19 protein-coding genes, 6 tRNA genes and 1 other RNA gene are annotated in these 21,896 nt (G+C 52.1%); 14 read left to right on the top strand and 12 right to left on the bottom strand.

What is annotated here, in order from left to right; genetic code table 11:
* Both fhuD and fhuB read left to right on the top strand, forming a co-directional pair.
* On the top strand, positions 1-921 hold the full coding sequence (fhuD, locus tag BIY29_RS13095; RefSeq protein WP_121575552.1) for a Fe(3+)-hydroxamate ABC transporter substrate-binding protein FhuD: 921 nt from the start codon (positions 1-3) through the stop codon (positions 919-921).
* Complete coding sequence (gene fhuB, locus BIY29_RS13090; protein ID WP_121575551.1) at positions 911-2,899, top strand: Fe(3+)-hydroxamate ABC transporter permease FhuB; 1,989 nt, start codon at positions 911-913, stop codon at positions 2,897-2,899. Before fhuD ends, fhuB begins: the two co-directional genes overlap by 11 nt.
* Before the next feature lies 1 nt (position 2,900).
* On the opposite strand, the gene BIY29_RS13085 is transcribed toward fhuB, so the two are convergent.
* Positions 2,901-3,491, bottom strand: coding sequence for a LysE family translocator (locus BIY29_RS13085; protein WP_121575550.1), 591 nt, complete (start codon positions 3,489-3,491; stop codon positions 2,901-2,903).
* A 138-nt stretch (positions 3,492-3,629) separates the two neighbouring features.
* On the opposite strand from BIY29_RS13085, the gene BIY29_RS13080 reads away from it, so the two are divergent.
* Complete coding sequence (locus BIY29_RS13080; protein ID WP_121575549.1) at positions 3,630-5,090, top strand: aminotransferase-like domain-containing protein; 1,461 nt, start codon at positions 3,630-3,632, stop codon at positions 5,088-5,090.
* Between the two features lie 9 nt (positions 5,091-5,099).
* Here the strand turns inward: BIY29_RS13080 and BIY29_RS13075 are convergent, their stop codons facing one another.
* Positions 5,100-5,723, bottom strand: a complete 624-nt coding sequence (locus BIY29_RS13075; protein WP_121575548.1) for a glutathione S-transferase family protein — start codon at positions 5,721-5,723, stop codon at positions 5,100-5,102.
* A gap of 152 nt (positions 5,724-5,875) precedes the next feature.
* Positions 5,876-7,156: a glutamate-1-semialdehyde 2,1-aminomutase gene (hemL, locus tag BIY29_RS13070; RefSeq protein WP_121575547.1), complete on the bottom strand. Its 1,281-nt coding sequence runs from the start codon at positions 7,154-7,156 to the stop codon at positions 5,876-5,878.
* 273 nt (positions 7,157-7,429) lie between these two features.
* On the opposite strand from hemL, the gene erpA reads away from it, so the two are divergent.
* On the top strand, positions 7,430-7,774 hold the full coding sequence (gene erpA, locus BIY29_RS13065; protein WP_121575546.1) for an iron-sulfur cluster insertion protein ErpA: 345 nt from the start codon (positions 7,430-7,432) through the stop codon (positions 7,772-7,774).
* Positions 7,775-7,873: 99 nt separating this feature from the next.
* Here the strand turns inward: erpA and BIY29_RS13060 are convergent, their stop codons facing one another.
* The 3 genes from BIY29_RS13060 to mtnN form a co-directional block, all read right to left on the bottom strand.
* Positions 7,874-8,146, bottom strand: a complete 273-nt coding sequence (locus BIY29_RS13060) for a hypothetical protein (protein WP_121575545.1) — start codon at positions 8,144-8,146, stop codon at positions 7,874-7,876.
* A gap of 151 nt (positions 8,147-8,297) precedes the next feature.
* Complete coding sequence (btuF, locus tag BIY29_RS13055) at positions 8,298-9,116, bottom strand: vitamin B12 ABC transporter substrate-binding protein BtuF (protein ID WP_121575544.1); 819 nt, start codon at positions 9,114-9,116, stop codon at positions 8,298-8,300.
* A gap of 2 nt (positions 9,117-9,118) precedes the next feature.
* Entirely contained in the window at positions 9,119-9,820 is a 702-nt protein-coding gene (mtnN, locus tag BIY29_RS13050; RefSeq protein ID WP_121575543.1) for a 5'-methylthioadenosine/S-adenosylhomocysteine nucleosidase, read from the bottom strand.
* Positions 9,821-9,933: 113 nt separating this feature from the next.
* Between mtnN and dgt the strand changes: the two genes are divergently transcribed.
* From dgt to BIY29_RS13015, 7 genes are all read left to right on the top strand, one after another.
* Positions 9,934-11,445 carry a dGTPase gene (dgt, locus tag BIY29_RS13045; protein WP_121575542.1) on the top strand — a complete coding sequence of 504 codons (1,512 nt, stop codon included), beginning with the start codon at positions 9,934-9,936 and terminating at the stop codon, positions 11,443-11,445.
* A 132-nt stretch (positions 11,446-11,577) separates the two neighbouring features.
* Positions 11,578-13,020 (top strand): serine endoprotease DegP, encoded by a 1,443-nt coding sequence (gene degP / locus BIY29_RS13040; protein ID WP_121575541.1) that lies wholly within the window; start codon positions 11,578-11,580, stop codon positions 13,018-13,020.
* 178 nt (positions 13,021-13,198) lie between these two features.
* The gene (locus BIY29_RS13035; protein ID WP_121575540.1) at positions 13,199-13,972 is read left to right on the top strand and encodes a sugar diacid recognition domain-containing protein; all 774 of its coding nucleotides are present in this window, start codon (positions 13,199-13,201) and stop codon (positions 13,970-13,972) included.
* Between the two features lie 341 nt (positions 13,973-14,313).
* On the top strand, positions 14,314-15,318 hold the full coding sequence (locus BIY29_RS13030; protein ID WP_420808420.1) for a sulfate ABC transporter substrate-binding protein: 1,005 nt from the start codon (positions 14,314-14,316) through the stop codon (positions 15,316-15,318).
* 111 nt (positions 15,319-15,429) lie between these two features.
* Positions 15,430-16,242, top strand: a complete 813-nt coding sequence (gene cysT, locus BIY29_RS13025) for a sulfate ABC transporter permease subunit CysT (RefSeq protein WP_121575539.1) — start codon at positions 15,430-15,432, stop codon at positions 16,240-16,242.
* Between the two features lie 11 nt (positions 16,243-16,253).
* Complete coding sequence (cysW, locus tag BIY29_RS13020; RefSeq protein WP_121575538.1) at positions 16,254-17,135, top strand: sulfate ABC transporter permease subunit CysW; 882 nt, start codon at positions 16,254-16,256, stop codon at positions 17,133-17,135.
* Entirely contained in the window at positions 17,125-18,117 is a 993-nt protein-coding gene (locus BIY29_RS13015) for a sulfate/molybdate ABC transporter ATP-binding protein (RefSeq protein WP_121575537.1), read from the top strand. Before cysW ends, BIY29_RS13015 begins: the two co-directional genes overlap by 11 nt.
* A gap of 229 nt (positions 18,118-18,346) precedes the next feature.
* Here the strand turns inward: BIY29_RS13015 and BIY29_RS13010 are convergent.
* The 5 genes from BIY29_RS13010 to BIY29_RS12990 all read right to left on the bottom strand — a co-directional run bounded on the left by BIY29_RS13010 (position 18,347) and on the right by BIY29_RS12990 (position 18,920).
* A non-coding RNA gene (locus tag BIY29_RS13010) (RtT sRNA) lies at positions 18,347-18,474 on the bottom strand.
* Between the two features lie 46 nt (positions 18,475-18,520).
* Positions 18,521-18,596, bottom strand: a tRNA-Lys gene (locus tag BIY29_RS13005).
* A gap of 7 nt (positions 18,597-18,603) precedes the next feature.
* A tRNA-Val gene (locus BIY29_RS13000) sits at positions 18,604-18,679 on the bottom strand.
* 44 nt (positions 18,680-18,723) lie between these two features.
* Positions 18,724-18,799: transfer RNA gene (locus tag BIY29_RS12995), tRNA-Val, on the bottom strand.
* Positions 18,800-18,844: 45 nt separating this feature from the next.
* Positions 18,845-18,920: transfer RNA gene (locus tag BIY29_RS12990), tRNA-Val, on the bottom strand.
* Positions 18,921-19,191: 271 nt separating this feature from the next.
* Here BIY29_RS12990 and gltX point away from each other — a divergent pair.
* The 3 genes from gltX to BIY29_RS12975 all read left to right on the top strand — a co-directional run bounded on the left by gltX (position 19,192) and on the right by BIY29_RS12975 (position 21,038).
* Positions 19,192-20,607: a glutamate--tRNA ligase gene (gltX, locus tag BIY29_RS12985; RefSeq protein WP_121575536.1), complete on the top strand. Its 1,416-nt coding sequence runs from the start codon at positions 19,192-19,194 to the stop codon at positions 20,605-20,607.
* Positions 20,608-20,840: 233 nt separating this feature from the next.
* Positions 20,841-20,916, top strand: a tRNA-Ala gene (locus tag BIY29_RS12980).
* 46 nt (positions 20,917-20,962) lie between these two features.
* A tRNA-Ala gene (locus BIY29_RS12975) sits at positions 20,963-21,038 on the top strand.
* 86 nt (positions 21,039-21,124) lie between these two features.
* On the opposite strand, the gene ung is transcribed toward BIY29_RS12975, so the two are convergent.
* Positions 21,125-21,811, bottom strand: a complete 687-nt coding sequence (ung, locus tag BIY29_RS12970) for a uracil-DNA glycosylase (RefSeq protein ID WP_121575535.1) — start codon at positions 21,809-21,811, stop codon at positions 21,125-21,127.
* Between the last annotated feature and the right edge of the window lie 85 nt (positions 21,812-21,896).

Raw genomic sequence — 21,896 nt, 5'->3', positions numbered from 1 at the left:
ATGTCCGATTTATTGTCTTCTGCTGATTCACCAGACCAGAGACGTCGCCGTTTGTTGACGGCGCTGATGCTCTCTCCATTGTTCTACTCCGCCGCCAGCCGCGGTTCGGCTTATCCTGACGAACGGCGTATTGTGTCGCTGGAATGGCTACCGGCTGAGTTGCTGATGGCATTGGGTATCACGCCGCTGGGCGTGGCGGATACCCATAATTATCGCCTGTGGGTAGACGAACCCGTGCTGCCAGCACAGGTCATCGATGTGGGTTTGCGTACCGAACCAAACCTGGAACTGCTGACCCAACTTCGCCCCTCGCTTATTCTGTACTCTGAAGGTTACGGCCCGTCAGTGGATAAAATCACCCGTATTGCGCCCGTCATGGGGTTCGGTTTTAACGATGGCCGTGGCAAGCCGTTGACATTAGCGCAGGCATCGTTGGCAAAACTGGCGAATGCGCTAGGAATACCCGATGTGGCGGAGCGCCATTTACAGCAATTCTCTCAATTTATACAGCAGGCGAAAACAGGGCTGCGACCTTATACCCATCGTCCTTTGCTGCTGTTTTCCGTGCTGGATACGCGCCACGCGATAGTGATGGGCAGGAACAGTTTGTTTCAGGAAGTGATGGAAGAACTCGGGATTGAAAATGCCTGGCGGGGAGAAACCAATTTCTGGGGAAGTGCGATCGTGGGTATTGAACGTCTGGCTGAGATTAACAATGCTCATGCTCTCTGCTTTGATCACGGTAATGACGCCATAATGGAACAAGTGGCTGGCAGCCCGCTATGGCAGGCAATGTCGTTTGTGCGTCAACAGCGCTGGCAGCGCGTGCCGGCGGTCTGGATTTATGGCGGTACGCTATCGGCCATGCGTTTTTGCCGCGTATTGGAACAGGCATTGGAGGCGCGGCGTCATGTCAGTTAAAAACCGGATGTTTCCTCTCCTGCTGATGGGATTGCTGCTGGCGGCGGCGTTGGGGATAGGCGGTTACAATCTACAGCGGCAGTTACCCCTGGCGCTGTGGCAACAGGGAATATGGCAGCCGTCCACCGATGATATTCGGCAACTGCTGTTCCACTATAGCCTGCTGCCGCGTATGGCGCTTGCCCTGCTGGTGGGGGCCGGGTTGGGGCTGTGCGGGGTACTGTTCCAGCAGGTACTACGTAATCCGCTGGCGGAATCTTCGACGCTGGGGATCGCGACGGGAGCGCAGTTGGGCATCACGGTGGCAACGCTGTCGGTGCTGCCCGGTGGCGCATTTACCCAGCAAATTGCCGCGATGATCGGTGCGTTAACGGTTGGCGCGCTGGTGTTCGGCGTCGCCTGGGGCAAGCGGTTATCGCCGGTTACGCTGATACTGGCCGGGTTGGTGTTGAGCTTCTATTGTGGCGCGGTTAACCAACTGCTGGCGCTGTTTCACCATGATCAGCTGCAAAATCTGTTTCTGTGGAGCAGTGGCGCACTGAATCAGCAGGACTGGCATAACGTGCGGTTTGTCTTCCCCCGGCTGCTGGTGTGTTTCTGTCTGGCGTTATTACTGTTACGGCCATTAACTTTGCTGGGGCTGGACGATGGCGTGGCACGTAATCTGGGTCTGGGGCTATCTATGGCGCGGTTGGGCGCTCTGGGGCTGGCTATTTTCCTGAGTGCCCAGTTGGTCAATGCGGCAGGCATTATCAGTTTTATCGGTCTTTTTGCCCCGCTGTTGGCCAAAATGCTGGGAGCCAGGCGTTTATGGCATCGACTTTGGCTGGCCCCGCTGCTAGGCGCATTATTGCTATGCGTAACCGATCAGATCGTGATCTGGCTGACCGGCGTATGGCGTGAGGTGCCAACGGGCGCGGCGACAGCCCTGATAGGCGCGCCGCTGCTGTTGTGGCTGTTGCCGCGCTTGCGCACCAGTGGGCCGCCCTCTATGGCGGATCGTGCTGGCGTGCAGGCGACGGAGCGCCGTCAATGGGGGTTGTGGCTGTTGGGGGGCTGCCTGTTGCTGGCGGCGGTGGTGTTAACGGCGTTGTTGCTGGGAAAAGATGCGCAGGGTTGGCAGTGGAGCCGCGGCGATCTGTTAACCCAGCTATTGCCGTGGCGCTGGCCGCGGGTGCTGGCGGCGCTGACTGCGGGAGTGATGCTGGCGGTGGCTGGCACGCTGATACAGAAACTGACCGGTAATCCAATGGGCAGCCCGGAAGTGCTGGGGATAAGCGCTGGCGCGTCATTCGGCGTCATCATGCTGTTGTTCTTGGTGCCCGGTAATGCTTTCGTGTGGCTGATCCCCGCCGGAAGCGCCGGTGCGGCGCTAACACTGCTGACGATGATTTTCATTGCCGGGCGAGGCGGGTTTTCCACTCAACGGATGCTGCTGGCCGGTATCGCATTGAGTATGGCGTTCACCACGGTAATTACCCTGTTGTTAGCCAGCGGCGATCCGCGTATGGGCGGCGTGCTGACCTGGTTATCCGGGTCAACCTACGCCGTTGAAGCGGCTGATGCGGTGCGAACCGCCATTATCGCCGCAGTATTGTTGCTGATGGTGCCGCTGTGTCGGCGCTGGCTGCGTATTCTGCCGTTAGGCGCCACCACGGCCCGGGCGATTGGGGTGGCCGTTACGCCGGTGCGTCTGCTGGTGTTGTTATTGGCCTCGGTGCTGACCGCCCTGGCCACGCTGATGGTCGGGCCGATGAGCTTTGTGGGGTTAATGGCGCCGCATCTGGCGCGCATGATGGGGTTCAGCAGGGTCATTCCGCAATTGTGCTGTGCAGCACTGATTGGCGGTGTACTGATGGTGATTGCCGACTGGTGCGGCAGGATGGTGTTGTTCCCCAATCAGATCCCGGCCGGGTTACTGGCGACCTTTATCGGCGCGCCGTATTTTGTTTATCTGCTGCGCAAGCAGGTAAGCTAGGTTAGCTGGTGATATTGATCGCTTCCAGCATCATCCAGAGGGCGGTAATCACCAGCGACAATGCCATAACCGTGTTGAATAACTGTAGCTTCCAGGGTTGCTGAAGGTGTTTGCCGATTAGGTCGCCAAACGCCGCCCATACCAGTATGCAAGGCAGGTTTAGCGCCATAAAGGCGAACATGATGGTGAAAATGCCGCTGCTGGCGGTATAGAGCAGCGCCACGTTGCTGGCCATCAGCCAGGCTTTGGGGTTGACCGCCTGGAACAGTGCGCCCTGAAGCAGAGTCATCGGCTTACTTTTTCCCTTCAGTTCCGGTGCGGACGCACGTACAATTTTCCACGAAAGCCACAACAGGTAGCCGCACCCCAGCACGGTGAGCGGCACTCTTACCGTGCTCATCCAACTCAGCAACAGTTCCAGCGCCACGCCCATCAGCGCCGTTTGCAGCCCGCAGCCAAGCATGATGCCCAATAACATCGGCAGCGTACGCCGTATGCCAAAATTGACGCCGGAAGTCGCCAGCAGCAGGTTGTTGGGGCCGGGGGTAATCGACATAACGGTGACATAGCTGAAAAAAGAGGGATCGAGCATGGTGCTTTCCTTGTAACACTAAATAAGGGCACCATGATAAAGAGGGAAGAGGTATGGTAACAGATACACAAAAAGACTATTGTTATGAGTACAAATACTAATAAAGATTAATTGTACTCATCGATTAGCGAGGTGATTGTGTCCATTATCGATCCACAGGAAAGTACGCTTTATCAACAGTTAGCTGAAACCTTCGCCACGGCTATCCATCAGGGAACCTGGCAACCGGGAAGCCGTTTGCCCGCCATCCGCCGCGTAGCGGGATCGCAGCAGGTGAGTGTGAATACAGTGCTGAATGCCTGGCGAATTCTTGAAGATCGCGGCCTGATCGAAGCCCGCCCACAATCAGGCTATTTCGTTCGCGGGCGGCTGCCGTCGCTGACGAAAACCCGGCAGCACCGCGCACAGGTCATCTCACCGGGTAGTGAAAAACTGGACCTGATCGATACGGTCTTTGCGGCACAAAACCATCCTGATTATCTCAATATTTCTCTCGCCTGTCCGCAGAATACCGATTTTTATCCTACCGCCAAGCTCAGTCGCATAACCGCTTCATTACTGCGCCGCCATCCCGGCATGATTGGCCGTTATGCTTTGCCGCCGGGCAGTGAGCGGTTACGGCGTGAGGTGGCGCGGCGGGCGATGGATTCAGGCATATCGTTGAGTAGTGAAGACATTACGGTAACTCATGGCTGCATGGAGGCACTGCAACTGGCGTTACGGGCTGTAACCCGACCGGGCGATTGCGTGGGGCTGGAGACGCCAACCTATTTTTACTTGTTCCCGCTGCTGGCCAGTCTGGGACTTAAAACGGTGGAGATCCCGACCGATCCGCAACGCGGGCTGTCATTGGATGCATTGGCAATGCTGCTCTCAGAGCGAAGGCTTCAGGCGATCATTGCCATGCCCAATGTACAAAATCCACTAGGCTACAGTATGACGCTGGAGGATAAAAAACGACTGGCGAAACTGGTGAATGATTATCAGGTTCCGCTGATAGAAGACGGTTTGTATGGTGAACTACAGTTTAGCTGGCCGCTTTCTCCGGCGGTCAAGGCGTTCGATCGTGACGGCTGGGTGATTTACTGTTCCAGCTTTACCAAAACGCTGGCGCCCGACTTTCGTATTGGCTGGGTGGCCGCCGGGCGGTTCAGTGCGACGGTGGCGCGGCTAAAAGCCGTGTCGTCAATGGCGGAGTCCGCCCTGTTATCAGAAACGCTGGCGCAGTTTCTGGAGTCGGGCGGCTATGATCACCATCTGCGAACGCTACGCCGCCGCTATGCTGCCCAGTTGGATGAAGCCCGTGGACTGATTGCTCGCCATTTTCCTCAAGGCACCCGCGCCACACAGCCGCAAGGCGGCTTTGTATTCTGGCTGGAGATGCCGGGCAATGTGGACGGCGTGGCGCTGTTTCATCGCTTGTTACAGGAGAAGATTTGTGTGACGCCCGGAGCGCTTTACACGCTGAGTGAGCGCTGCAAACATGCCATTCGCCTCTCCTGTTGTTACCCTTTTGATGAGCGTTATACCTATGCGCTCAAGCGTACTGGCGCACTAGCCTGCGAAATGAGCGGTATGGCACCGGGCAGTGAAAGTTAGTCGGGTGTTTTATGGGGTGCCGTTTCGCCCCCATAAAATATAGCCATTGCGTTTGCTTAAACGTTCATAGTAATCGCGAACCGCTGGGTAATCCGGATGATCCAACGGTGTTTCGTACCAGCGGTTGACCGATAGGCCAATGGGAATATCGGCAAGGGTGAAATCTTTCCCCGCCACATAGTGACCGGTTCTTTCCAACTGTTGGTTGAGGATACTCATGGTGTGCGACCAGTCTTTGCAGGATGCGGCCAGGAGATGCGGATCCTGATGGACGGGCGATTGGCGTACCAGCGACATAAACGCGTATCGCCATGAGGTATTGAGCTCGGCAGACTGCCAGTCGATCCACTGATCAATGGGCGCACGGGCGCGGGGATGTTGCGGATAGAGCCATTCACCGCCGTGGGCGTTAGCGAGATAGCGCAGGATCGCGTTCGACTCCCAGAGGGTGAAATCCCCCTCTTGAATGACGGGCACCATGGCATTAGGATTTAATGCTAAAAATTCAGGCTCACGGGGTGATTTATAGCCATCGCCCCACTCCTCGCGATGAAAGGGAAGCGCGAGCTCATCGCACAGCCAGAGTACTTTTCGAACGTTGATCGACGACGCGCGTCCTAAAATTTTCAACATGTTTTTTTCGCTTACTCCAGAAAATAAATTTATTGATAAATTATTTGGCGTGCGTTGTCATCCCTGAAAGAAAATAATTTCAGATATTCCCGCGAAAAAGACGGCGCCAGAGAGAGGGCGCCGTTGGAAAACAGAGAAAAACTCAGGCCGCTTTACAGCCGGGCAAAAGAATGATGTGCGGCTTCGATAGTGCGCTCAATATCCTGCTGGCTGTGGGCCAGAGACATAAAACCGGCTTCGAAGGCGGAAGGCGCCAGGTAAATGCCTTCTTCCAGCATCATGTGGAAGAAGCGCTTGAAACGGTCTACGTCGCTCGTCATGACTTCCTGATAGCAGGTGACGCGCCCGGCATCGGTGAAGAATAGCCCAAACATTCCTCCGGCCTGATTGATCACCAACGGAATATTGGCCGCTTTCGCCGCCGCCGACAGCCCGGCGGTAAGCTGTTCGGTCAGTTCGGTCAGTTTTTGATGTACGCCGGGTTTGGCGACTTCAGTAAGACAGGCAAAGCCTGCGGCCATAGCAATTGGATTGCCGGATAAGGTTCCGGCCTGATAAACCGGACCGGTGGGGGCCAGCGCTTGCATCACCTCGCGCCGGCCGCCAAACGCCCCGACAGGCATACCGCCGCCGATAATTTTACCCAGACAGGTCAAATCAGGCACCACGCCGTAGTGAGCCTGTGCGCCCGCCAGCGCAACGCGAAATCCGGTCATCACTTCATCAATGATCAATAAGGCGCCGAATTCGTCGCACAGCGCCCGCAGCCCCGGCAGGAATTCCGGCAGCGGCGGCACGCAGTTCATATTGCCGGCGACGGGTTCGACGATAACGGTGGCTATCTCCTCCGGGTATTGTTCAAAGGCGGAACGCACCGAGGCCAGATCGTTGTAGGTGCAGGTCAGCGTGTGGCGGGCGAAATCCGCCGGTACGCCGGGTGAATTCGGCTGGCCCAGCGTCAGGGCGCCGGAACCGGCTTTCACCAGCAGACAGTCGGCATGGCCGTGGTAGCAGCCTTCGAATTTGATGATTTTGTCGCGCCCGGTAAAACCCCGCGCCAGCCGGATCGCACTCATGGTCGCTTCGGTGCCGGAGTTGACCATACGCACCATGTCGATGGTCGGCACCAGTGACGTCACCAGCTGCGCCATCTGCACTTCCATTTCCGTCGGGGCGCCAAAGCTCAACCCGCGCTTGACCGCGGCGATCACCGCTTCGCGAATGGCCGGGTGATTATGCCCCAGCACCATTGGGCCCCAGGATCCAACGTAATCGATATAGGATTTACCATCAACATCATAAAGATAGGCGCCGTCTGCCCGTTCGATAAACAGGGGAACGCCGCCAACGCCGTTAAACGCACGAACCGGCGAATTGACGCCGCCCGGTATGAGTTGCTGCGCCGCCGCATACAGACTTTCAGATTTGTTCATTAAGTGCCCTGACTTTGCGTTTGTCGTGGAAAGTGATGCCATTCTAATAAACTGACCACCGTTATGAAATCGTTGTGCTGCTATCATGCCTGAAAACTTAATGCGTCTGCCCGGTGAGAATACCGGGACAACTGGCGCTGTGGCTGCATAATATGGGGATTAATTGGTCAATCAATGTCAAATCTTGAACGTTTTAACCCGCTATTGGATAATGAGAGTATGATTGGGTGAGCATGTGTATCACCTGATAAGCATTGAGTTGGGAGTAAAAATATGAGCGACGATGTAGCATTGCCACTGCAATTTACTGATGCAGCGGCGAAAAAGGTGAAACTCCTGGTTGCTGATGAAGAAAACCCTGAGCTGAAACTGCGGGTTTATATCACCGGGGGCGGTTGCAGTGGCTTCCAATACGGTTTTACTTTTGATGATCAGATTAACGAAGGCGATATGACCATCGAGAAGCAGGGCGTTGCGCTGGTGGTTGACCCGATGAGCCTGCAATATCTGGTGGGCGGCTCGGTCGATTACACTGAAGGCCTGGAAGGTTCACGCTTTATCGTGACTAACCCGAATGCCAAAACAACTTGTGGCTGCGGGTCTTCTTTCAGTATCTGATTCACCTGCCAGAAACCATAAAACCCGTGCAACTGAATGGCTGCACGGTTTTTTTACCTTCAACGGTAGATGCCTTCTTCCGGGGGAATGCCGGGTGGCTTACCACTCAACGGTAATTAGCCGCGTTTCCACACTGTTTTCTGTTTTGGCCGCTGATATGGTTGTCTGTTCGATCGGTATGCACGACTCGGTTATTTTAGGCTGAGACACGGAAGCGATATTACAGGCCATCTGGTATTGGTTAAACAGCGACTCAACTGCGCATGAAGGATGAATAGTCAGTTGGACATTAATGCGCCCACTGCTATTTTCCGCATAAGCTGCGCCACAGACCGCCAGAAGCAGGCCTGCGCTAAACAACGCATATTTCATTTTCAGTTTACCTGGTGTTAAAAGCGCCGATTTCGGCGCAAAAATTGCCTATATCACAGATGATGTTTTCGTCGGCGGGTTGTTTTTATTTCCGCTGCTGCGGCGATATTACCGGCAAAGTCGCGTTGTGGAAACAGTGAGGGTTAATGTGCTAATCAGTTTTTTTCAATTCGTCTAATTGCCGGCAGATTTGTTCCGCCGCCAGTAATAACCGGGGGCCGCTTCGATTAAACCAGTCTTCATTGACCACCATCACCGGCACCGACAGTTGGGGGCGCCAAAAAGCCTGTGTATTGGCAATGGCATCGGGCGAGCCGCTAATAATAATGACTTGCGGTTCACGCATCAGCACCTGCTCGCGGCTGACCTGCGGCCAGGGAACCGGGCTGTCGCTGAAAATATTCTGAGCGCCGCACAACGCCACCACCTGGCTTTGCAACGTACCTTTCGCTGAGGTGAATAGCGGCTGGGAACCAAACTGGATAAAAACTCGATGCGGCTGATTCGCCGCGTAGCGTTGTCTGAGGGCCACGAGGCGCTGACGAAGCGCGGCGGCGGTTTGTTCCGCCTGCTCGGGATGCGAACTGTATTGTGCCAGCAGCATCAGGGCGCCCGGAATATCGTCAAGTGTTTTGGGATCCAGATAAACCACGGGAATACCAAAATTGGCTAGCTGTTCCAGTGGTCGTTGCGGATTGCCTTCACGCCAGGCCAGAATCAGGTCGGGTTTTAACGCGAGGATACGTTCAAGGTTAATGCCCTGCCAGGAGGCAACCTGCTCCAGCTTTTGGGCTTCCGGGGGATAGTCAGACCAACTGCTGACCGCCACTAACTGTGTTCCCATACCGGCGGCGTAAGCCATTTCGGTTGCATGGGGCGCCAGGCTTATCACGCGCTGAGGCACCGCCTCAGCCGCGCTAACCGCCGAAAGCAACAGAAGTCCCAACAGCCAGAGGAGTCGCTGTTTCATGATTACCGGCGTTCTGCCAGTGTCTGTAGCATGGTTTCCACCATGCGGGTGGATTGCTGGGCCGCAACTGCCAGAAACTCATCAAAGCTCAGGTGAGACACCTGATCGGCGACATCGGAAATCGCCCGTACAATGACGAAAGGCACGGAAAACTGATGACAAACATGGGCAATGGCGGTGGCTTCCATCTCTACCGCGATAGCCTGAGGGAAAGTGCCTCGGATACGAGCCAGCGGTTCCGCGCCGTTAATGAATGCGTCACCACTGACCACCAGACCGCGCACCGCATTCAACTGAAGTTTTGCAATGGCATCCTGCGCCAGCGTAATTAAATCCTCATCGGCAATAAACGCCGCCGGGCAGCCAGCCATCTGCCCTGGCTCATAACCAAAGGCGGTGACATCGGCATCGTGATAGCGAACCTCATTGGATATCACAATATCGCCGACCTTCAGCGTGGCGGCAAGCCCGCCTGCCGAACCGGTGTTAATCACCACGTCTGGCTGATAGTGATCCAGCAATATGGTGGTGCCCAGAGCGGCGGAAACTTTACCGATACCGGACTTCAATAACGCGACATCGACACCATTTAACTGACCACTGTAGATTTCGCAACCTGCACGCTGTAAGGTTTGACGGTTTTCGATCCGATCGCGCAGTAAGGTAACTTCTTGTTCCATAGCGCCGATAATGCCGACTTTCATAGTGTTCCCCACAAATTTTGTTATAAATAGCATAAGTATCACGTCGGCTAGTCTATCATGGCTGACGGGGTTAAATGGAGACGGTGATGCAGCGGCACTCAATGGAGAATCCTATGTCCGGTATTGATTTTGCGAAAAAAATGAGTTTTCAGCGGCCTCTCAGCAGTAAGCCGATTACCGCCGAGGATGAATATTCCATTGTGCGTCAGTTTGAGAGCGATCGCGGACGCATCATCAACTCCGCCGCCATTCGCCGCCTACAGCAAAAAACCCAGGTTTTCCCGCTGGAACGTAATGCCGCAGTTCGTTCGCGCCTGACGCACTCCATGGAAGTTCAGCAGGTCGGGCGTTATATCGCCAAAGATATTCTGGCGCGCCTGAAGCGGGATAACCGGCTGGAAGCGCTGGGGTTGGCCCAGTTGCAAACCCCTTTCGAAAGTATGGTGGAGATGGCGTGCCTGATGCATGACATTGGCAATCCTCCCTTCGGTCATTTTGGCGAGTCGGCGATTAATAACTGGTTCGGGGCGTTGATGGACGTCAGCTATCAGGGCGGCGTCTCTGAACGGGCAGACCGCTGCCACGTTGGCGTGCTGTGCCTGCGCGATGACCGTCTGGACGAGTTGCGACGCCGTATTCGCCAGGATTTAAGCCATTTTGAAGGCAATGCACAGGGCATTCGTATGGTGCATACCTTGCTCAAGCTGAATCTGACCTACGGACAGGTTGGTTGTATCTTAAAATACACCAGGCCGGCCTATTGGCGCGGCGACGTACCCGCACAGTACGACTACCTGATGAAAAAACCGGGTTATTATCTGGCTGAGGAAGCATTCGTTACCACACTGCGGGAAGAGTTATCGATGGGGGAATTTCATCGCCATCCGCTGACTTACATTATGGAAGCGGCAGACGATATTTCTTATTGCATTGCCGATTTAGAAGATGCGGTAGAGAAAGATATTCTCACGATTGAACAGCTCTATGAGCGACTGCACCAGACCTGGGGCGAGGTTCAGCCGGGAGATTTATTCAGTAAAACCGTGGGCCGGGCTTTCGAAAACCAAAATCGTCATCCGTGGCGCAGCATTAATGATCAATTTTTTATGAATCTGCGGGTTAACACGGTGGCCAAGCTGGTGCCACATGCCTCGCAACGTTTTATTGATAATTTGCCGGAAATCTATACCGGAGCGTTTAATCAGGCGCTGCTGGAGGATGAAAGCGAACAGAATTGTTTATTGAAAATATTTAAAAATGTTGCATTAAAGTACGTATTTAACCATCACGAGGTTGAGCAACTGGAGCTTCAGGGCTATCGGGTTATCCGGGGGTTGCTGGATATCTATAGTCCGCTGCTTGATATGTCGTATCAGGATTTCAGCCAACTGGTGAAGGAAAGCAGGCACAAATGCTATCCGATTGAAACGCGTTTATATCATAAATTGTCCAGTAAACATTGCATGGCTTACCGGGAGGCTGTTGAGGGGCTGCAACACTTATCCCAGGAAGAACAGGAAATTCGTGAATATTATTACCGCGCCCGGTTAATTCAGGATTATATCAGCGGTATGACCGATGTTTATGCCTATGATGAGTATCGTCGGCTGATGGCGGCGGAATAATAACTTTTGTAAAGCGAACCAATATTTTCTTACGCTTCATCATCTTCCATTGATGAACTTTGTTGAGCCATATTTATCTTATACGGCACGGACGGTAAGACTTGCCTGTTGATTACTATGAGACATCTTCCCATGAAAAGAAAATTATTAGTTCTAAGCGCACTGACGTTAAGCCTGGCGATAACGATGGGGGCTGGCGTGACCACTGCGGCAGAGCCGGTGTCATCCTTATCTGCGACGAATTCGCTTCCCAGCCTGGCGCCGATGCTGGAAAAAGTCATGCCTGCGGTTGTCAGTATCTATGTGGAAGGACATACCCGCGTTGCCAAAGAAAAAATTCCCCAGCAGCTACAGCCTTTCTTTGGTGAGGATTCCCCATTCTGTCAGGAGGGTTCACCGTTTCAGGGATCGCCGATGTGTCAGGACGGTGGCGATGATGACGGGGACGGGCAGCCCTCCAACCAGCAAAATTTTCAGGCGCTGGGAGCCGGTGTGGTCATCAATGCTGAAAAAGGCTACGTGGTGACCAATAATCACGTAGTGGATAACGCCGACAAAATTCAGGTACGCCTTAATGACGGTCGTAAATATGATGCCAAAGTGATCGGCAAAGATCCCCGATCTGATGTTGCGCTGATACAACTGAAAGATTTCAAGAACCTGACGGCGGTCAAAATGGCTGACTCCGACCAACTGCGCGTTGGTGACTATACTGTCGCCATCGGTAACCCTTATGGCCTGGGGGAAACGGCAACCTCCGGGATTGTATCGGCGCTGGGCCGCAGCGGGTTGAATATTGAAAATTATGAAAACTTTATTCAGACCGATGCCGCCATCAACCGGGGAAATTCCGGTGGGGCATTGCTTAATCTTAACGGTGAATTGATCGGTTTAAATACCGCTATTCTGGCGCCAGACGGCGGCAATATCGGTATCGGTTTTGCCATCCCCAGCAATATGGTGAAAAGTCTGGTCGCTCAGATTGTCGAGTTTGGTGAAGTGAAACGCGGCGAACTGGGGATTACCGGGACAGAGCTGAATTCTGAACTGGCGCAGGCGATGAAAGTGGATGCGCAGCGCGGTGCCTTTGTCAGCCAGGTGCAACCGAAATCAGCCGCGGCTGAAGCGGGCGTTAAAGCGGGTGACGTGATTGTATCGTTGAACGGCAAGGCGATAAGCAGCTTTGCCGCGTTACGGGCGCAGGTTGGCTCATTGCCTGTTGGCAGCAAAGTGTCGCTGGGTTTATTACGTGACGGCAAACCGCTAACGGTGGATGTGGCGCTACAGCAAAGCAGTCAGGCTCAGGTTGCATCGGGTAATCTCTATTCCGGTATTGAAGGCGCCGAATTAAGCAATACCCAAATAGATGATCAGAAAGGCGTAAAAGTCGATAACGTGAAAGCGGGTTCAGCGGCGGCGAAAATTGGATTGAAAAAGGATGACGTCATCCTTGGTGTGAACCAACAGCCGGTGCAGAATCTTGGCGAACTGCGTAAAATTCTGGACAGCAAGCCCGCTGTTCTGGCATTGAATATCCGCCGCGGCGACAGCAATATTTATCTGCTGGCACAATAATCCCACTCTGTTAAAGCCGGGTGTTACGCACCCGGCTCTCCCTCTTTTGCGCGGTTTGCATTTTGTGAGATCTTCCACAGTTTCAAGTGAACCCCTCGTTCTTTGTTAATTTGCACAATGTACGGCGCAGAACGTGGCGTTATGCTGGCGCAATTGTCAATTCCCCTCCGAGGTTGAAATGGCGTCGTATCATCTTAATGCCAAAATGGCACAGGATATTGTCGCACGGACAATGCAAATTATTGATAGTAATATCAATGTCATGGATGCACGCGGTAAGATCATTGGCAGCGGCGATCAGGAGCGTTTGGGTGAATTGCATGAGGGAGCAATGCTGGCGCTATCTCAGGGACGGGTTGTCGACATTGACGACGCGGTTGCACTTCATTTGCACGGTGTTCGTCCCGGTATCAATCTGCCACTGCGTATTGACGGTGAAATTGTCGGGGTGATTGGTCTGACCGGCAACCCCGGACAGTTACGTCAGTACGGCGAACTGGTCTGCATGACGGAGAGCAGCCGCCTGCGGGTACGTGTGGCTCTGGGATACTACTTCTCCGGCCCCGGCAGTATTGCCCGGTCTTATCGCACAGCCCGGACAACCATGAGCGTCGGCAAGCAGCGTATGCTTTCACAACGCTGCTATTATTATCAGGATTTAATGTTGCCGGTATTACTGGATAGTTTACGGGGTGGCTGGCAGGCGAATGAACTGGTACGCCCCTTGACCAAACTTAAGGTAATGGACGGCAATGGCCTGTTACGCCGGACATTGAGCGCCTGGTTCCGCAATAATGTCCAACCCGGCGCGACGGCAAAAGCATTATTCATTCATCGCAACACGCTGGAGTATCGTCTTAATCGTATCTCTGAGCTTACCGGGGTAGATCTGGGTAATTTCGACGATCGTCTGCTGCTGTACGTTGCTCTGCAACTGGATGAAGAAGAATAAACACTGACAACGCAGAGTAGGGGGCAGCGCAGACCGCTCCGGCAATATCATTTACTTAGATTGAAAACTATTACATAACGATTAACAATATAACGCGAGAGTATAAATTATCGCGAAACAGTATTTTTGCCACTTTCCCATATCCTCTATTGTCACTTCCATGTTGTCGGTCTGATATCTCTGTGCAAGCCGCGCTAATCAGTCGCATTCATCGTTATTTTTTTGAGTCCAACTGATGCAAAACGTCAGGAATGATAACCCATTAACCCGTTATCCTGGGGCGATATAATGTTCTGGGCGGGAATAAATACTGTCAATTTTAGGGAGTGATAATGATGTCAATACGTCGTCTGGGATTATCTCTTGCTACGGCAACGCTATTGTTTTCTGGCATTGCCTCTGCGGCAACAGAATTATTGAATGTTTCTTACGATCCTACCCGTGAATTGTATCAACAATATAACGCCGCGTTTATCAAGCATTGGAAAGCGACCACGGGTGAAGATATTTCGATCAAGAATTCGCATGGTGGCTCAGGTAAGCAGGCCCGTTCAGTTATCGACGGCTTACAGGCTGATGTCGTGACGCTGGCGCTGGCCGGGGATATTGATGCGCTTAATCTGAATCAACAAATTATCGATCCGAAGTGGCAAGCGCGCTTACCTGATAACAGTACGCCTTATACTTCCACCATCGTTTTTCTGGTGAGAAAAGGGAATCCAAAACAGATTAAAGACTGGGACGATCTGGTGAAACCGGGCGTTGAAGTGATTACGCCAAACCCGAAAACCTCTGGCGGCGCCCGCTGGAATTTCCTGGCGGCCTGGGCTTATGCCAAGGCACAACCCGGCGGTAATGATGAAACGGCGCTGAAGTTTGTCACCGAGTTGTATCGCAATGCGCCGGTGCTGGATACTGGCGCCCGTGGCTCGACGATCAGCTTTGTTCAACGCCAACTGGGCGATGTTCTGCTGGCCTGGGAAAACGAAGCCTACCTGTCCCTGAAAGAGCAGGGCGGCGATCAGCTTGAAATTGTCACGCCATCACTGTCTATTCTGGCTGAACCTCCGGTCGCGGTGGTTGACAAGGTAGTGGAACGTAAAGGAACGCGGAAACAGGCGGAAGCGTATCTGCAATACCTTTATAGCGATGAAGCGCAACGGATTATCGGTAAAAACTTTTACCGTCCGCGTAATGCCAGCATTGCCGAAGAATTTAAAGATCAGTTCGCCACCGTGAAGCTGGTGACCATTGATAAAGATTTCGGGGGCTGGAAAGCCGCACAGGATACTTTCTTCAACGATGGCGGTGTATTCGATAAAATATTTCAGGAAATCAATAAGTAATTAACAATTCTTTTTTTGTTGGCATTGGTAAGCCGCTGTTTTCAGCGGCTTTGATTCGTCGGCACGCTATAATTAGCCAGAATCTCTGAGCATGACTATTAAAGGCACGGTATGTCACAACGTTCTTCCTCGGTAATTCCCGGTTTCGGATTAACTTTAGGTTTCAGCCTGAGTTATTTAGGGTTGATTGTACTCATTCCGCTGGCCGGTATGTTTCTTTATGCCAGCCAATTGACGTTGGTACAGTTCTGGGAACTGATTACCAGCCGACAAGTGCTTTTCTCTCTTCAGCTTTCTTTTGGTACGGCGCTGATGGCCGCCTTTATCAACGGTATTCTGGGAACGCTGTTGGCATGGGTGTTAGTGCGTTATACCTTTCCCGGTCGCAAGATCATCGATGCGATGATCGATATGCCCTTTGCCTTGCCGACCGCCGTGGCGGGTATTGCGCTAACGGCCCTTTATGCGCCGAATGGCCTGATTGGTTCGTTGTTTCCCTTTAAAATTGCTTACACCAGCATTGGTATTACGCTGGCATTGATTTTTGTTACTTTGCCATTTGTCGTCAGGACATTGCAGCCTGTTCTTGCCGATATTCCCAAAGAAATCGAGGAAGCGGCAGCCTGTCTGGGTGCGCGTCCACTGCAAGTGTTCCGTCATGTTTTGATTCCTGCATTGCTTCCAGCCTGGTTAACCGGTTTTGCTCTGGCGTTTGCCCGTGGTGTGGGGGAGTACGGTTCAGTGGTGTTTATCGCCGGTAATATTCCTTTTAAAACAGAAATTTTGCCGCTGCTGATCGTCTCTAAACTCGATCAGTATGATTATAAAGGCGCCACCGGGATTGGTGTGTTTATGTTGCTGGTTTCTTTCATTATGTTGCTGTTGATTAATTTATTGCAGCGCCGCATTCAACCGAAACTGTAAGGCATGTCGTGATGGAACAGGTTATTTCCGCTCAGGCCCGTGCAACAAAATCCAAAAAAAAGCCTGCAACGTACTACGTTTTAGTATCTCTGGCGTGGATCGTTTTTTTCCTGATTTTAGTTTTGCCGTTGCTCATGGTGGTTACGCAAGGATTGGACAATGGCCTTGTGGCATTCTGGGATGCCATTACCGAACCCGATGCGATCTCCGCGTTGAAACTGACATTACTGGCAACGGTGATTTCGGTTCCGCTCAACGTCGTCTTTGGTCTTGCAACCGCATGGTGTGTGACTAAATTTGAATTCCGCGGTAAAAGTTTTTTGCTGGCGTTAATTGATTTACCTTTTTCTGTATCGCCCGTGGTTGCCGGTTTAGTCTATGTCCTGCTGTTTGGGGCGCAGAGTAAACTGTATCCGTTCCTGACCGCCCATAATCTGGAAATCGTTTACGCGGTGCCGGGGATTGTGCTGGCGACCATTTTCGTCACGCTGCCTTATGTGGCCCGTGAATTAATTCCGTTGATGGAGCAGCAGGGTTCACAGGAAGAAGAGGCCGCCAGGCTGCTGGGCGCTAACGGTTGGCAGATGTTCTGGCATATCACGCTGCCTAATGTGAAGTGGGCACTAATTTATGGCGTGGTGCTGTGTACCGCCAGGGCAATGGGGGAGTTCGGGGCCGTATCCGTTATCTCCGGGCATATCCGTGGGTTGACCAACACGCTGCCGCTGCATATCGAAATTCTTTATAACGAATACAATATCGTCGCTGCTTTTAGCGTCGCCATACTGCTATTGGTGATGTCGCTGGTCGTTCTTCTATTACGCCAGTGGAGCGAGAGCCGCCTGACGAAGCAAATACAGAAACAACAGGAGTTGACCAAAAATGAGCATTGAGATCCGCAATATTAATAAACAATTTGGTCAGTTCCAGGCCCTGAATCAAATCAATCTGGCCATTCAGAGTGGCGAACTGGTGGCGCTGCTGGGGCCGTCTGGATGTGGTAAAACCACGTTATTGCGCATTATCGCCGGTTTGGAACAGCCAGACAGCGGCAACATTATTTTTCATGGTGAGGATGTTTCGGTTCACGACGTGCGCAAGCGTAATGTGGGATTTGTTTTTCAGCACTATGCCTTATTTCGCCACATGACGGTGTTTGACAACGTGGCGTTTGGGCTGCGGATGAAGCCGAAAAATATCCGCCCGTCGAAACGAGACATTGAACGGAAAGTCCATGAATTGCTCAATCTGGTGCAACTGGACTGGCTGGCGGATCGCTATCCCGAACAGTTGTCCGGTGGTCAGCGTCAGCGTATCGCTCTGGCCAGAGCGTTGATTGTCGAGCCAAGTATTCTGTTGTTGGATGAACCCTTTGGCGCGCTGGATGCCAAAGTGCGCAAGGAACTGCGTCGCTGGTTATCCCGGTTGCATGAGGATATCAATCTGACGTCGGTGTTTGTCACTCACGATCAGGAAGAAGCGATGGAAGTTGCCGATCGTATCGTTCTGATGAATAAAGGCGTCATTGAACAAATTGGTTCGCCTGATGAAGTTTATAATCACCCGGCCAGTGAATTTGTTTATCACTTCCTGGGCGACAGTAATCTTCTGAAGATTGAACAGACTGAAGAAACCATCCTGTTTCGTCCACATGAAGTGGCGTTGTCTGTTCAGGCTCAGGAAGGCTATCAGCCGGTCATTGTTCGTGATATTCGCCCGTTGGGTGCATTAACCCGTTTGTCATTGAAGATTGGTAATCAACAGGAACTGATAGAAGCTGAAGTTGCAAAAGACGATCTGAGTCTGCATGGTTTGCAAAAAGGGGATGTTATCCAGTTCAAACCGAAACGCTATAATCATGACTGGGAAATCTGATGGTTGTCTGATCTGTTTATGGCATAAAACTTATAAAAACGCTCTTATCAGGGCGTTTTTTGCTGAAACGGGCAAAATAAGATATTGGTAGAGGTAAGTATTTGCAGAGTAACGTTATATTGCCAGCAGTGTTGAAAAAGCAATCGCAGTACTTGCTGTGTAAGAAAACGACACGCGCAACATAAGAATAAGGTGGATTTATTTCAGGAAGGTAAAACTTTGCGGATATTGGTGGGTCGTGCAGGATGACTCGGCCTTTGGCCTCGCCCCTTCGGGGTCAACGCTGACGCGTTGCTGTCTCGCTTCGCTCGGCTCGAACCTGAACGCAGGTTCTCACCCGCACGACACGCGCAACATAAGAATAAGGTGGATTTATTTCAGGAAGGTAAAAATTTACGGATATTGGTGGGTCGTGCAGGATTCGAACCTGCGACCAATTGATTAAAAGTCAACTGCTCTACCGACTGAGCTAACGACCCGCAGAAGTGGTGGGTGATGACGGGATCGAACCGCCGACCCCCTCCTTGTAAGGGAGGTGCTCTCCCAGCTGAGCTAATCACCCACTTCTGGACTTCACTTGCAGCAAGAAGACCGCTGGCATGAGATTGGTGGGTGATGACGGGATCGAACCGCCGACCCCCTCCTTGTAAGGGAGGTGCTCTCCCAGCTGAGCTAATCACCCAATCTCACTTCTTCTTACTTTACACAACGCTTCACTCTAAAAGAGTGGTGGGTGATGACGGGATCGAACCGCCGACCCCCTCCTTGTAAGGGAGGTGCTCTCCCAGCTGAGCTAATCACCCCCGCTGTGTGGAGTCGCATTATAGGGATAGTTGAAAGTGAGTCAACGCTTTTTAAAAGTAAAATGGTTGTTCGTTGTAAAATTAGGCAGGGCGTCTTGTTTCTGCCTGTAAGCGATGCTCCCTTATTCACTTCAGCAAGTAATAAACCCTGGTGTGGCACGTTACAGCGTTGAGGAATCGGGGCAGAATGATAGAATGTTGTCCACTTTTGTTATTTGAACCCATGTCGGTATAAGCTGATATGGGTTGCGTAAAAAGGCTGTAATCCCAAATGAAAATCAAAACCCGTTTCGCGCCCAGCCCAACTGGCTATCTTCACGTCGGCGGCGCTCGCACCGCACTTTATTCCTGGCTATTCGCCCGTCATCAAAACGGTGAGTTTGTATTGCGGATTGAAGATACCGATCTGGAGCGTTCTACGCAGGAAGCGATCGATGCCATTATGGATGGCATGAACTGGCTGAATCTTGATTGGGATGAAGGTCCGTATTATCAGACCAAACGCTTTGACCGTTATAACGCTGTGATTGACCAGATGGTGGAAAACGACACGGCTTATAAATGTTATTGCTCAAAAGAACGTCTGGACGCGTTGCGTGAAAAGCAGATGGAGAACGGCGAGAAGCCGCGCTATGACGGCCATTGTCGTGATTCCCATGAACATCACTCCGATGATGAACCTCACGTGGTGCGTTTTCGTAACCCGCAGGATGGCTCCGTTATCTTTAACGATCGCATCCGTGGTTCGATTGAGTTCAGCAATCAGGAGCTGGATGATTTGATCATCCGCCGTACCGATGGCTCACCGACCTATAACTTTTGTGTGGTGATTGATGACTGGGATATGGAAATTACGCATGTGATTCGTGGTGAAGACCATATCAACAATACTCCCCGTCAAATCAATATCTTGAAAGCATTGGGTGCGCCAGTACCGGAATATGCGCATGTTTCCATGATTCTGGGTGACGATGGTAAGAAACTGTCCAAACGTCACGGTGCGGTTGGTGTAATGCAGTATCGTGACGACGGTTATCTGCCAGAAGCCTTGCTCAACTATCTGGTTCGTTTGGGATGGTCTTCTGGCGATCAGGAAATCTTCTCTATTGAGGAAATGAAAGTGCTGTTCTCATTAGATGCCATCAGCAAATCCGCCAGTGCATTCAATACCGAAAAGCTACAATGGTTGAATCACCATTATATTAATCACCTGCCGGCAGAATACGTGGCAACCCATCTGGCGTGGCATATTGAACAGGCAGGCATTGATACGCGTACCGGCCCGCAACTTAGCGAACTGGTTACCTTACTGGGCGAACGCTGCAAAACCCTGAAAGAGATTGCGGCTTCCTGCCGTTATTTCTATGAAGACTTTGATCAGTTTGATGCCGATGCAGCGAAGAAACATTTGCGCCCAGTCGCTCGTCAGCCGCTTGAACGGGTACGTGCGAAGTTGTCAGCTATCACTGAGTGGACGGCAGAAAACATTCATCATGCTATTCAGGGAACCGCCGATGAACTGGGACAAGGCATGGGTAAGGTTGGTATGCCGCTGCGTGTGGCCGTAACCGGGGCAGGGCAATCTCCCGGTGTTGATGTTACGGTACAGGCTGTTGGTCAGCAGCGTTCGCTGGCGCGTATTGATAACGCGTTGGCATTTATTGCGGAACGTGAAGCCCAGCAATAACCGCCGTTGCTAAATTTACCGTGATAAACAAAACCCCCGGCTCCAAATTTCCCGGGGTTTTTAAGGGTAAAAAATGCATGGTATCTGATGCTCCAGTTACCATTTTTCTCTGAATGACAGCATGTTTGGCGTCTTTTTCAGCGGTTAACCTCATAAAAAGATTTAGCCGTTGACACGGGTATGCGGGTTTCATATTATGCGACCCGTTCGCAGGGATACTGCCTGTCAGAAACGGGGCTATAGCTCAGCTGGGAGAGCGCTTGCATGGCATGCAAGAGGTCAGCGGTTCGATCCCGCTTAGCTCCACCAAACTTGTTCATGTTTGGTTTCTGCACCACGAACATTCCACATTTGTGGGGCTATAGCTCAGCTGGGAGAGCGCTTGCATGGCATGCAAGAGGTCAGCGGTTCGATCCCGCTTAGCTCCACCAAATCAATATATCTTTTCCTTTTTATATTATCCCCATATTTAAAACACGCTGATCTTCTGCCCTCACCGTCTGAAGGCAGTGTATCTTTACTGATTCTCTGGCAGACGCGGCGTCCAGTCTATCGGGGCAATTCCTTGTTGCTCAAGGAATTGGTTGGCCTGGGAAAAGTGTTTACATCCCAGGAAACCGCGATGGGCTGACAAAGGGGAAGGGTGTGGCGCTTTCAGTATGTGATGGCGCTGGCGGTTAATAATGTTACCTTTTTTCTGCGCGTGCGACCCCCACAGTAAAAAGACAATGCCTTCCCGTTTTTCATTCAATGCTGCGATAACGCGGTCGGTAAAGGTTTCCCAACCCAGATTGGCATGTGAATGAGCCTGACCGGCCTCAACGGTTAACACCGTGTTTAGCAATAGCACCCCTTGTTCAGCCCAGCTTTGCAGGAAACCATGCCGTGGGATTTCAAAGCCGGGTATGTCATTGGCCAGTTCTTTATAAATATTGACCAGTGACGGCGGCGCGGGAACGCCTGGACGAACGGAAAAGGAGAGTCCATGCGCCTGGTTAGGGCCGTGATAGGGATCCTGACCAAGGATAACCACTTTGACCTGATGAAGTTCGGTAAAGCGGAAAGCATTAAAGACATCTTTCTGTGGGGGGTAAATGGTTTTTCCGGCTGCACGTTCTTTGCCAACGAATTCAAGCGTATTAATAAAGTATGGCTGCTGTTTTTCTTGTGCCAGTACGTCATGCCAGGTTAGGGAAGTCGCCATCATACACTCTCTGTCCATAGGGTGAATTTTATTGCCAATAGCTTACCGTTCAATTGTGCCGAGGTAAAACCGTTACGGCAGGAAA

This window comes from Brenneria alni, assembly GCF_003666245.1.
Taxonomy (GTDB): Bacteria; Pseudomonadota; Gammaproteobacteria; order Enterobacterales; family Enterobacteriaceae; genus Brenneria; species Brenneria alni.
Note: the sequence above shows the minus strand (reverse complement) of the source record. Positions and strands in the feature narration are given on the sequence as shown.